Below are 12,187 nucleotides of genomic sequence, written 5' to 3'. Positions count from 1 at the left end.
ACTATTTTAATTCTAAAAGTATGATTAAGAATACAACTTCATTTAGGCTTCGATAACAGCGAGGATGTCAGACTCTTTCATAATTAAAAGCTCTTCACCATCAACTTTAACAGTAGTACCAGCATAAGTACCGAAAAGTACTTTATCGCCAACTTTAACGTCTAAAGCACGTACACCATTGTCAGTGATTTGACCATTACCCACTGCAATAACCTCACCTTGTGCTGGTTTTTCAGCTGCTGAACCAGGAAGTAAGATTCCACCAGCAGTTTTTGTTTCCTCTTCAACACGACGAATAACTACACGATCATGTAATGGACGAATGTTGCTCATAATAACTCCATCAGACTAAGTCTATTTAGATAACTGATAACGACTTATTATTCCATTGGTCATTATCAAAATTTTTACATGTCACTTTTTTGGGGATGGAAAAGCAAGCTTCAAGGGCTTTAAACAAATATTTTTGTTTTTTTGCACTTTTTTTATTCACTTATGCTAAATGCAGCGCGTGAAATCACCGCTTAAATTTCATTAGAATCGCCATTTATTATTTTTTAATCATAAATATCAATAACATATAAAAATAAAAACCTTAAAACTTTCGAATTTTTGATGTCATTGCAAAATTCTGTATTTACGCGCTTTATTACAAAACGGACGACAACAAAGGCGGCACATGCAGCAAAAATTCTGCTCGCAGCGGATCAAACACATAATGCTGAATACAACCATTCTTTAAAACCACATTAAAACTATTTGCTTGTTGTTGATAATGTCGAGTTGACGTCGCAGTACCAGCCAACAAAGAAAAAATAGGCTGTGCACAGTCCAAGTTATATTCTTGCTTTAAATCATAACAAGCGATTTGATGAAGATGCCCATGTAATACGGCAAACAGATCATAATCCTGCCACTGCGCTATAGCAGCTCTTGCAAGCCTCGGCGCATCATGTCGATGGTGTTTACTATACTGGGTTATAAAAGGTTGATGGCTCACTACAAGTTTTAATTTATTTTGTGGCGCATATTGTAAGCATTGCTTTACTCGCGCAATCTGCGACTGACTAATTGCACCTTTGGAATGATAATAAGGACGAATACTATTTAAACCGATCAAATAGAAATGCTCAGTCTCAAGCACGGGTTCTAATGCTGCAAAGTATTTTTGATAACCCGCAAATGGTCTAAATAAACGTCGCCATAAATGAAAGAGTGGAATATCATGATTACCCGCAACAACGAAATAAGGGCATGATAGACTGTCTAGAAATGCCTTACAGCTTATAAATTGCTTGCTCCGGGCACGCTGGGTTAAATCACCACTCACCACAATCACTTCTGGTCGCTGTATTTGACAAAAATGCTGTATTGCCTCTAAACACGCTAAGTTTTCAGTACCAAAGTGTAAGTCAGACAAATGTACTAAGGTCATAAATTAATTTTAAATCATTCATATATTGCTCAGCTTACAATATCTTGATGACTTAAATAAAGCTTGAATCTAGCCCCTCTGCAATCGGCATTAACCTTCTTACTTATTGCTAAACATTTGCACTGTATCACTTACTCTATATCAACACGATGCTTTGTGAGTAGAAGTCCATTTTGAGTTATATTTTCAGAAAACCTTGGGATATTGCCTGTTTTTAAAACAAACAATTCTCAATTTTGCATCATATATACATACAGCGCAAAAATAAAAATTACGATTTTTTTGCCTTTATTCGACCAATAGATAATTGCAACATTTTAGTATTTTTATTATATATACTCGATATTTACCAAGGATTATAAAGCAATATATTTCAAGATAAAAATAAAAAACTTTGTATTAACAAGTAATTGAGACCAGTCATACCGGCATGCTTAATTGAGAGACAAGCCTTAATTTTTTCGTTTATTTGTGCTTTAATACAGCCACTTTTTTTTCGTACTTAAATCTGTGGCTTAGAGTAGTAAGTTTCTAGGTTTCAGACTTTTATTTGTGCTCATTCAACGCACACATTTTAGATAGGCCTCACCATGACCAAAGTGAACGCACCAGAATTCGTCCGTCATCCTCAGCTGATCGCTTGGGTGGAAGACGTTGCCAAATTAACTAAACCAGCAAAAATTGAATGGTGTGACGGTAGCGCAGAAGAGTATCAACGCTTAATTGATTTAATGATTGCTAACGGCACCATGCAAGCACTTAACCAAGAGAAGCATCCTGGTTCTTATTTAGCAAACTCTGATCCATCTGATGTTGCACGTGTCGAAGGTCGTACTTTTATTTGCTCAGAAAAACAAGAAGATGCTGGCGCTACCAACAACTGGGAAGAACCGACTGCAATGCGTAACCGTTTAAACGGTTTATTTGATGGCTGCATGCAAGGTCGTACCATGTATGTCGTGCCATTTTCAATGGGTCCTTTAGGTAGTCATATTGCGCATATCGGTATTGAAATTACAGATTCTCCATATGTTGTTGTTAGCATGGGTAAAATGGCGCGTATGGGTAAAGCAGTATACGACGTTCTAGGTACTGATGGTGAATATGTCCCTTGTGTACACTCTGTAGGCGCTCCGCTTGCGGAAGGTGAAAAGGACGTTGTATGGCCATGTAATCCAGAAAAATACATTGTTCATTACCCAGAAACACGTGAAATCTGGTCTTATGGCTCAGGCTACGGTGGTAATGCACTATTAGGTAAAAAATGCTTGGCTTTACGTATTGCCTCTGCAATGGGTCGCCAACAAGGTTGGTTAGCTGAGCACATGCTGATTTTGGGTGTGACTAATCCACGTGGTGAAAAACACTATATCGCTGCTGCCTTCCCTTCTGCCTGCGGTAAAACCAACTTCGCGATGTTGATTCCACCAGCAGGTTATGAAGGTTGGAAAATCGAAACTGTTGGTGATGACATTGCTTGGATTAAACCAGGTGAAGATGGTCGTTTATATGCCATTAACCCTGAAGCTGGTTTCTTTGGTGTTGCACCAGGAACCAATACCAAGACCAACCCGAACTGTATGTCGACTCTGCACAAAGACGTTATCTATACCAACGTTGCAGTAACAGATAATGGTGAAGTATGGTGGGAAGGTTTAAGCAAAGAAGCACCTGCAAACCTAACCAACTGGAAAGGTCAAGCACATACTGGCGCAGAAAAAGCAGCACATCCAAATGCCCGCTTTACTGTTGCAGCAGCACAATGTCCATCCATTGATGCCGACTGGGAAAACCCAGCAGGTGTCCCCATCTCTGCCTTTATCTTTGGTGGTCGCCGTGCCGACACTGTGCCTTTAGTCAGCGAAGCTTTAGACTGGGTTGATGGTGTCTATAAAGCTGCAACAATGGGCTCTGAAACAACAGCAGCTGCTGTGGGTCAACAAGGTGTTGTGCGTCGTGATCCATTTGCAATGCTCCCTTTCACAGGCTACAACATGGCTGATTACTTTAGCCATTGGTTAGAAATGGGTGAAGAAGTGGGTGCTAAGGCTGCAGCTGCAGGGAATAAACTACCGAAAATCTTTAACGTTAACTGGTTCCGCCGTGATGCAGAAGGCAACTTCGTTTGGCCTGGTTTCGGTCAAAACATGCGTGTATTGGACTGGATGATCGAACGTTGTGAAGGTCGTGGTCATGCGGTTGAAACACCAATTGGTTATGTACCAACCTATAGCGATCTTAACTGGACTGGTAGCGACTTCTCGGAAGCAGAGTTCAACTTGGTTACCAGCCAAGACAAAGAACTTTGGATCAAAGAAATCGAAAGTCACACTGAGCTTTTCAATAAACTCGGTGAGCGCTTACCTGAAGCACTCAAGGTTCGTCAGCAACAACTATTAGATGCAGTTAAAGCATCTTAAGTTGAATGTGCATAAAAAAGACCGCAATTGTGGTCTTTTTTATGCCAAAAATTTGTTAATTTTATCTATTCTTTCAGCATGCTACTCATCGTTTATTGACCGTGACTATGGCATACTAAGCATATTGTGCAATAGGAACGCTTTATGATGAATACTATAAAATTAGCTGCTGTCGCAATTGCAGCGGGTTTGTTAGCCGCATGTCAATCTACTCCAAGCCAATTTAATGGCACGACAGGTTATCAAATCGAACAAAAAAATGCCGATAGCGCTGTATTGGTCTATACACTTGCAGCACGTAAAGATCGTCAACTCGATGAAAATAAATTGCAGCATGCTTGCCAAAAAGTCTTAAAAAGCAACCAAACTTTTAAATTAAAAGTGCTGAGCATCACCGAAATTGCCAATCCTGCAAATGATAAACAAGACCAATATGGCATCAAACTAGGGAATAGTCGCACTTCGATTGGTTTGGCGAATACGCCAAGCACCAATAACAGTGAAGGCTATGCAGCACAGCAAATCCTTGAAACTCGCCCAAGCACCTTACATGTGGTTCGTTATACCTGTACAAGCAACTAAGACCTAACACATCACATTGAAATATAAAAGTTGAAGCACAACTGCAAAAGATATGTCGGTCATATCTTTTGCAAATATAGACACTGTATTTTTATACGCTCCAACTAAATATTTTATTCTTGATATTCTCTCATTCAACCGGACAAAGCCTCACTCAGGCGATACTCTGATAAAAACATACATTACGAAACTCCTGCGCCTCATCCAAATCCGGCCATGTTGTGGCACTTCGTGTATCTAATTTACGGTACTGAGGGTGTTGAAAATTTTTCACACGGCTATCTGCAACCCAAACCTGCTGTGCAAACTTCAAAAAATCATCTAGAAAGAAACGATTACATTGATCATAGAGCACATCTGCAGCCAATAAAACATCAACCTGAGGGGCTTGGTATAAATCAGCCAAATATTCCAATTCCACCTGATTAAGCTGGGCATTTTGCTGACAAGCCAATAAGCTATTTTTATCTAGATCGCAGCAAATCACCCGCTTTGCACCCGCCATTTTTGCGGCAATCGCCACCACACCCGATCCAGCACCAAAATCCAAAACAACTTTATCTTTAACATGTTCTGGTTCAGCCAATAACCACTGCGCCATCGCCAACCCGGATGCCCAACAAAAAATCCAATACGGTGTTTCGTTCCAAATACGACGAATGGTCTCATCATCTAATCGATCAGTCGGGAATTCGGCAGGAATGAGCCAAAGTCGTATCGGGGATTGTGGTAATTGTTGTTGCTGTAACTGACAACCTGGAATGACAGCCTGTAAGGCATCTAAAAGCTGCTGCGCTGGCGGGTGAATAGAATATGGCATCACAGTACCTTTTTAAGCATTTGAATGGATTAAGCTCGATTAAAGCGTTATATAACAAATAAGATCAAGATAAGGCAATGCGCTGTTTGAAGCAGCGCATTGCCTTATGCTATAGAAAATACGCAATGATCTTAAGCCGATTGGTTCAGCTACACTGATGTTCGCACATGCTGTCGCGCACCCCATGCACGCACGCTACAGTAAAATTAAGCCAGTGCTTTTTCTGCAGCCTCTACTGTTTGACGAATTAAAGTTGTAATCGTCATTGGACCCACACCACCGGGTACGGGGGTATACGCCGATGCAACTTGATCGATACCCACCAATTGAATATCTCCTACGCCACCACCATCACGTGGATGGAAGCCAGCATCCACCACTACAGCACCAGCTTTAATCCAATCTTTTTGGATCAGCTCAGCCTTACCCACAGCACCAACAATAATGTCGGCTTGTTTTACATAATCCGCTAAATTTTTAGTACGTGAATGGCAAATGCTAACTGTTGCATTGGCTTGTAATAACATCATCGCCATCGGTTTACCCAAAATAGCTGAACGCCCAACAACCACTGCATGTTTACCAGCAATTTCAATATTATTTTCAGTCAAAATCGTCATAATACCAGCCGGTGTTGCTGAACCATATGCAGCCTCCCCCATTGCCATACGACCAAAGCCAAGACAAGTCACACCATCAACATCTTTTTCCAAAGCAATTGCATCAAAACAAGCACGCTCATCAATTTGAGCTGGGACAGGATGTTGCAACAAGATGCCATGTACATCAGGATTGGCATTCAATTTTTCAATTTCAACGAGTAATTGTTCTGTTGTTGTCTCTTTGGCTAATTCAACTTTTAATGATTCCATCCCCACACGGCGGCAAGCATTGCCTTTCATGCGCACATAAGTTGCCGATGCCCCATCATCACCAACCAGTATAGTTGCTAAAATTGGGGTACGACCCGATTTTTCTTTTAAACGCTCAACACGCAGCAATAAATCTGCTTCAATTTTTTTTGCTAATGCACGACCATCTAATACCAATGCCACAATACATCTCCAGCCAAGATTCGAACAAGTTTGCAAATAATACATGATTATTTAGCTGAATTTATTTTAGATGATGTTTTTATGTCCATCTTCATCACATTTTCTATTGTTTTTTTCTCAAACATTGCTAATATGTGCATCACCAAGAGATGGCGGGGTGGCAGAGTGGTCATGCAGCGGACTGCAACTCCGTGTACGCCGGTTCGATTCCGACCTCCGCCTCCAACTTGGTAAAGCCCGGGTGGTGAAATAGGTAGACACAGGGGATTTAAAATCCCCCGCCCACAAAGCGTGCCGGTTCGAGTCCGGCCCCGGGCACCATTTTAGACAAACTAAAATGGTGTCAAAAAATTCCAGCATCATGCTGGTTTTTTTATGTCTGAATTTTATAATACAGCGCCCCCTATTCTCTGCTCCTCAAATACCAGAAACCAGCATGGATTTGCAACAGCACGCGGTGGAGTAATACCGTGATTGGACAACATACGATGTAAACATCAATACCCATTATCACAAACCCAAGACTGCAATACACAAGCAAATATTGTTATATCTTTCGACAGCTACAGATAATTTGATTGAAAAGCCAACAAACTCGCCGACAGATGCTTGCCAAGCTTTCGTTGCTCCTATATGATTGCGCACATGCCCGGGTGGTGAAATAGGTAGACACAGGGGATTTAAAATCCCCCGCCCACAAAGCGTGCCGGTTCGAGTCCGGCCCCGGGCACCATTTTAGACAACCTAAAATGGTGCCAAACAATTCCAGCATGATGCTGGTTTTTTTATATCTATCATTTCATAATTCGCCGATCTCTCATCAACTCAATTTGCATACGCAATGCAACGCAGCATGCGAAATCGCCCCCAAATCATACATTACGCACCTCACGCCCAATCAATCTCGCAATACACCAAAGCAATGCACCATCCTACCAAACAAAAAAGGTGATGAACGCCCAACACGCCATCACCCTTCTTCTACTATTTTTTACTATTATTCTATTATTCTTTTCCTGCCTGACTACTTAAACTCTGGGCGATCTTGGCTAAATCGACAAATTCTTGTCGTAAACCAAATGGGTCTGTACCAACAGAACTTTGTGCCAGTTGAACGATTTGTTCCCATCCCATCGGACCATTATATTGCCCACCGCGGAGTTGTTGCCCATATGCCGCAACTGCAACCGCAAAACGCGTATCCACATTCGCACTCGTCAAAGGCTGACTACTTGCAGCGATCGGTTGGCTCATCAGAATACTCTGTGTTTGTTGTGGTAATTTATAACGTAGCTTTAAAAATGCAAACTCTTGATTTTGACCATTCGCTTGAGCAGCAGTTACGGTATTGTTGCTTTGATAACGTGAATCTTCCAGCCAGCCTTTTTGTCCTACAGGAATGATTTCATAAATTGCAGTCACACGGTGTCCCGCACCAATATCGCCTGCATCTACTTGGTCATTATTAAAATCTTCTTGTTTTAGCATACGATTTTCATAGCCCACCAAACGATATTCTTTAACGCTATTGGGATTAAATTCCACTTGGATTTTGACATCTTGCGCCACAGTCGCCAAAGTCGATGAAAGCTGTCTTTGCAATACACGCTTCGCTTCTTTCTCACTGTCTATATAGCTATAGTTACCATCCCCTGCGTCTGCCAATTGCTCCATTAGGCGTTCGTTATAGTTCCCTGTTCCATAACCCAAAGTTGTCAGTGAAATACCACTTTTACGTTTCTCTGCAACAATCCCCTTTAAGGTTTCAAAATCACTAATCCCAACATTGAAATCACCATCTGTTGCCAGCAAAATACGGTTAATTCCATCTTTAATAAATACTTTTTGCGCTTGTTGGTAAGCCATTTGGATTGCCTGCTCTCCAGCTGTCGCGCCACCTGCTTGTAATTTATTAATCTCTTTTAGAATCTTTTGTTTTTCACGACCAGATGTCGGGGCTAATACCAGCTTTTCACCGCTCGCATAGGTGATTAATGTCACTGTATCTTGGGGTCTTAATTGTTCTGTTAAAATACGCAGCGTTTTCTTCACCAGCGGCAATTTATCATCACTTGACATACTGCCTGAAACATCTACCAAAAAAACCAAATTCGCTGCAGGTAAATCTTTGCTCGCAATATTCTTGGCTTGTATACCAATTTTGATTAATTTCGCTTGCTTATGCCAAGGGGAATCCACAGTTTCGGTATGCACAGCAAAAGGATGCTGCCCTACTGGCAAAGGATAGTCATAATCAAAGTAGTTAATCATCTCCTCTATACGCACAGCATCTACAGGGGGTAAACGACCATTAGACTCTAAATAACGCCGTACATTACTATAACTACCAGTGTCCACATCGATACTAAAAGTTGAGACCGCTTGTTCTGCTACACGATGTACTGGATTGATGGTATTTTTCTGATAACGCTCTGTATTTTCATATAAAACACTTGCTTCCGCTCGACGCGCGACCGGCACTCTTGCCACAGACTGCCCTGTCATACGTTGTCTTACTGCGGAGGCTTCCATCGGTGCTGGCATAAGCACTCCAGCGGGTGTAGTCGCTTCATAAGCCGTAATATCTCGCTGTACAGCATGCTGGCCACAACCAGACAAAGCCCAACTCAGTGCACTAAAACTCAATATTTTTATAACCAAGTGATTCATATTTTTCCACCATGAACATAGTCTGTAATATTTTTAACTAATCATCGCACTCACACAAAAGCTCCTTGCGGCATGAGTGCGATATTTCTTTTCAAGATACTTTTTAAGACACTTTTAAAATAATATGCATCAATCTAAATCGAACATGGGCATATAGCCAATAAGACCTCGCCGACCTTGCCCGTAAAACATAACATGATTACTCAGAATATCTTCAACATATTCAACATATTCAACATATTCAAACGATAACGCACTCAAGTAATCGTTGTGGCTTGCATTGCCTGCCACAACACAATAGCTTGTTTCATCTCAGCAACATCATGCGCTCTTACAATACAAGCGCCTTGTTGAATACTAATAAGATGTGCTGTAACCGATGCCAGCACGCGTTGTGGAGCATCGACTCCACCCAAAACATCGCCAATAAATCTTTTTCTAGACAATGCTGAAACCAATGGAAACCCAAGTTCATTTAACCGATATAACTGCCGCAACAACGCCAAATTCTGTGTAGTATCTTTGGCAAAGCCAAAACCAGGATCTATCAAAATATGATCTCGCTGTACGCCCATTTCAATGGCAGCAGAAATGCGCTCTTTTAATTCAAATATTATCTCATCACATAATTCATCATACTGTGCAAACTGCTGCATATTGTCTGGCTCACCACGCATATGCATCATAATGACTGGAATGGCAAGCTGCGCAGCCATTTCTAAAGCACCTGGCCGTTTTAAAGCACGTACATCATTCCAGATATGCGCCCCCTGTGCGACTGCAGCCTCAATCACCTCAGGTGTAGAGGTATCGATCGACAACACCACATCTAAGCCATGTAATGCCTGTACCACAGGAATAATACGTTGTAATTCTTGCTCCACCGAAACTTTTGCAGCACCCGGGCGTGTTGACTCCCCTCCAATATCAATAATTGAAGCACCAGCGGTAATCATTTCCTGTGCATGTGCAATCGCTTTATTCTGGTCTAAGTATCGACCACCATCACTAAAAGAATCAGGTGTGACGTTTAAGATACCCATGATATGAGGTTTTGATAAATCAAGTGTTTTTTCTCTGCATTGCAAATAACGCTGTGGCAAAGACATAAGCCGCATAACAACATTTCCGATGTAGCAAAATTAGAGAATAAGTCTACCACCAGTGGTTTTAATCGACACAATAATTTTAACTCACAAAAAAAGGCGCTTTACTGAATAAAACGCCTTTTACTTTTTAACATTGATGATTAGCTGGCTGGTAAAGGTGGAGGTGTATTGGCATCATCGCTTGCAACAACATCCAATACCGGGTTCTCAGCAACATAAACTTTGGGTGGACGCGGTTCACGACCTTCCATAATGTCACGGACTTGTTCGCGATCGATCGTTTCCCATTCCAACAAGGCTTTTACCATGGTATGTGCAATATCTTTATTATTTTCCAAGATATCATAGGCAACCCGATATTGCTCATCAAGAATACGGCGTACTTCTGCATCAACTTGTTGTTGTGTCGCTTCAGAAATGGTACGACTACCGATACTACCTAAGAAAGATTGTTGTGAATCATCCTCATAGACCATCACACCCATCTTATCTGACATACCGTATTTGGTGACCATTGCACGCGCCATTTTGGTTGCACGTTCAAAGTCATTTGATGCACCAGTTGATTGCTGATGAATAAAGATTTCCTCAGCAATACGACCACCAAATAAGATAGAAATTTCATTCAACATCTTATCTTTATAATGGCTGGTTTGGTCAAATTCAGGTAACTGCCATGTTACCCCCAAAGCCCAACCACGCGGCATAATGGTTACTTTATGTACTGGATCGGTGCCCGGTAAAATTTCAGCTACGATTGCATGACCCGCTTCATGATAAGCAGTTGCACGACGCTCTTCTTCACGAATAACCATCGATTTACGCTCAGGTCCCATATAAAGCTTGTCTTTTGCATCTTCAAAATCATGCATATCGACAGTGTTTTTATTACGACGTGCAGCAAATAATGCAGCTTCGTTAACCAAGTTCGCCAATTGCGCACCAGAAAAACCTGGCGTACCACGCGCAAGTACTTTGACATCTACACCTGTAACTGAAGGCAGTTTTTTCAAATGTACGTTTAAAATCTGTTCGCGACCATTGATGTCTGGCAGACCCACCATCACCTGACGGTCAAAACGACCTGGACGTAATAACGCTTTATCCAGTACATCAGCACGGTTGGTTGCAGCAATGACAATAATACCTTCATTGCCTTCAAAACCATCCATCTCAACCAACATTTGGTTCAACGTCTGTTCACGCTCGTCATGACCACCACCTGTGCCTGAACCACGGTGACGACCAACCGCATCAATCTCATCAATAAAGATAATACAAGGTGCATGACGTTTTGCTTGCTCAAACATATCACGAACACGTGAAGCACCAACCCCTACAAACATTTCAACAAAGTCTGAACCTGAGATACTAAAGAATGGTACTTTGGCTTCACCAGCAATGGCTTTGGCCAAAAGTGTTTTACCCGTACCTGGAGGACCAACCATTAAAACGCCTTTCGGAATAGTTGCACCCAAACGTTTGAATTTTGATGGATCTTTCAGGAAGTCAACAATCTCAACAACTTCTTGTTTTGCTTCATCACAACCAGCAACATCTGTAAATGTTACTTTAATTTGATCTTCAGCCAACATTTTTGCCTTGGACTTCCCAAAACTCATTGGACCGTTCTTACCACCTGCGCCACCACCCATGTTGCGCATGAAGAACATGAATAATAAAATAATTAAAAGCACAGGGAAGCTGGCAATAAGCAGTTGCATCAATAAGCCTTGACGTTGCGGTGCTGCACCTTCAACGACGACATTATTTTTGGTCAGGCTAGGCATAAGTTGAGTATCTTCAACCTGAGGACGAACACTCTCAAACTGAGTACCATTGGTTTTTTCACCAGTGATTTGTACACCGTCTATAGTTACTTTTTTAACTTGACCAGCATTTACCGCCGCAACAAAATCAGAGTAGTTCATTGCAGATGGCTTACTGCGGTCACTGATGTTACTGAAAATCAGAATCAGCACACCTAAAATAACGAGCCACAATACGGCATTTTTGAAGAGATCGCTCAAAGCTTTATTCCCATATCAATCTAATTCTGATCATGCCGTATTAAAGGCTGACCATTAACAAAAAGC

At 41.5% G+C, this 12,187-nt stretch carries 9 protein-coding genes and 3 tRNA genes; 5 read left to right on the top strand and 7 right to left on the bottom strand.

Translation table 11 applies throughout. The features are described 5' to 3' along the window. Window positions 1-42: 42 nt before the first annotated feature. Both groES and BFG52_RS04800 read right to left on the bottom strand, forming a co-directional pair. Window positions 43-333, bottom strand: coding sequence for a co-chaperone GroES (gene groES / locus BFG52_RS04805; RefSeq protein ID WP_067553197.1), 291 nt, complete (start codon window positions 331-333; stop codon window positions 43-45). Between the two features lie 316 nt (window positions 334-649). Continuing rightward, on the bottom strand, window positions 650-1,435 hold the full coding sequence (locus BFG52_RS04800) for a metallophosphoesterase family protein (protein WP_067553196.1): 786 nt from the start codon (window positions 1,433-1,435) through the stop codon (window positions 650-652). 590 nt (window positions 1,436-2,025) lie between these two features. Between BFG52_RS04800 and BFG52_RS04795 the strand changes: the two genes are divergently transcribed. Together BFG52_RS04795 and BFG52_RS04790 are read left to right on the top strand one after the other, a co-directional pair. Further along, window positions 2,026-3,855 (top strand): phosphoenolpyruvate carboxykinase (GTP), encoded by a 1,830-nt coding sequence (locus BFG52_RS04795; protein WP_067553194.1) that lies wholly within the window; start codon window positions 2,026-2,028, stop codon window positions 3,853-3,855. A gap of 147 nt (window positions 3,856-4,002) precedes the next feature. Next, window positions 4,003-4,437 (top strand): hypothetical protein, encoded by a 435-nt coding sequence (locus BFG52_RS04790; RefSeq protein WP_067559138.1) that lies wholly within the window; start codon window positions 4,003-4,005, stop codon window positions 4,435-4,437. A gap of 154 nt (window positions 4,438-4,591) precedes the next feature. On the opposite strand, the gene BFG52_RS04785 is transcribed toward BFG52_RS04790, so the two are convergent. Both BFG52_RS04785 and folD read right to left on the bottom strand, forming a co-directional pair. Further along, the gene (locus BFG52_RS04785; RefSeq protein ID WP_067553192.1) at window positions 4,592-5,257 is read right to left on the bottom strand and encodes a class I SAM-dependent methyltransferase; all 666 of its coding nucleotides are present in this window, start codon (window positions 5,255-5,257) and stop codon (window positions 4,592-4,594) included. Window positions 5,258-5,463: 206 nt separating this feature from the next. After that, window positions 5,464-6,312: a bifunctional methylenetetrahydrofolate dehydrogenase/methenyltetrahydrofolate cyclohydrolase FolD gene (folD, locus tag BFG52_RS04780; RefSeq protein WP_067553190.1), complete on the bottom strand. Its 849-nt coding sequence runs from the start codon at window positions 6,310-6,312 to the stop codon at window positions 5,464-5,466. A gap of 151 nt (window positions 6,313-6,463) precedes the next feature. Between folD and BFG52_RS04775 the strand changes: the two genes are divergently transcribed. From BFG52_RS04775 to BFG52_RS04765, 3 genes are all read left to right on the top strand, one after another. Continuing rightward, window positions 6,464-6,537: transfer RNA gene (locus BFG52_RS04775), tRNA-Cys, on the top strand. A 10-nt stretch (window positions 6,538-6,547) separates the two neighbouring features. Then, window positions 6,548-6,633: transfer RNA gene (locus BFG52_RS04770), tRNA-Leu, on the top strand. A 326-nt stretch (window positions 6,634-6,959) separates the two neighbouring features. Then, window positions 6,960-7,045: transfer RNA gene (locus tag BFG52_RS04765), tRNA-Leu, on the top strand. Between the two features lie 272 nt (window positions 7,046-7,317). Here BFG52_RS04765 and BFG52_RS04760 read toward each other — a convergent pair. From BFG52_RS04760 to ftsH, 3 genes are all read right to left on the bottom strand, one after another. Beyond that, on the bottom strand, window positions 7,318-8,982 hold the full coding sequence (locus BFG52_RS04760; protein ID WP_067553188.1) for a vWA domain-containing protein: 1,665 nt from the start codon (window positions 8,980-8,982) through the stop codon (window positions 7,318-7,320). 257 nt (window positions 8,983-9,239) lie between these two features. Further along, window positions 9,240-10,100 carry a dihydropteroate synthase gene (folP, locus tag BFG52_RS04755; RefSeq protein WP_067553186.1) on the bottom strand — a complete coding sequence of 287 codons (861 nt, stop codon included), beginning with the start codon at window positions 10,098-10,100 and terminating at the stop codon, window positions 9,240-9,242. A 131-nt stretch (window positions 10,101-10,231) separates the two neighbouring features. Then, window positions 10,232-12,121 carry an ATP-dependent zinc metalloprotease FtsH gene (gene ftsH, locus BFG52_RS04750; RefSeq protein ID WP_067553184.1) on the bottom strand — a complete coding sequence of 630 codons (1,890 nt, stop codon included), beginning with the start codon at window positions 12,119-12,121 and terminating at the stop codon, window positions 10,232-10,234. Window positions 12,122-12,187 lie beyond the last annotated feature (66 nt).

It is taken from the genome of Acinetobacter larvae, assembly GCF_001704115.1.
GTDB classification, from domain to species: domain Bacteria; phylum Pseudomonadota; class Gammaproteobacteria; order Pseudomonadales; family Moraxellaceae; genus Acinetobacter; species Acinetobacter larvae.
This window is presented reverse-complemented; position numbering and strand designations above follow the sequence as displayed.

What these genes read in the sequence shown, in the direction of transcription:
- BFG52_RS04800 (WP_067553196.1), bottom strand. Translation starts at nt 1,435, where the DNA reads ATGACCTTAGTACATTTGTCTGACTTACACTTTGGTACTGAAAACTTA.
- groES (WP_067553197.1), bottom strand. Translation starts at nt 333, where the DNA reads ATGAGCAACATTCGTCCATTACATGATCGTGTAGTTATTCGTCGTGTT.
- BFG52_RS04795 (WP_067553194.1), top strand. Translation starts at nt 2,026, where the DNA reads ATGACCAAAGTGAACGCACCAGAATTCGTCCGTCATCCTCAGCTGATC.
- BFG52_RS04760 (WP_067553188.1), bottom strand. Translation starts at nt 8,982, where the DNA reads ATGAATCACTTGGTTATAAAAATATTGAGTTTTAGTGCACTGAGTTGG.
- folP (WP_067553186.1), bottom strand. Translation starts at nt 10,100, where the DNA reads ATGCGGCTTATGTCTTTGCCACAGCGTTATTTGCAATGCAGAGAAAAA.
- BFG52_RS04785 (WP_067553192.1), bottom strand. Translation starts at nt 5,257, where the DNA reads ATGCCATATTCTATTCACCCGCCAGCGCAGCAGCTTTTAGATGCCTTA.
- BFG52_RS04790 (WP_067559138.1), top strand. Translation starts at nt 4,003, where the DNA reads ATGAATACTATAAAATTAGCTGCTGTCGCAATTGCAGCGGGTTTGTTA.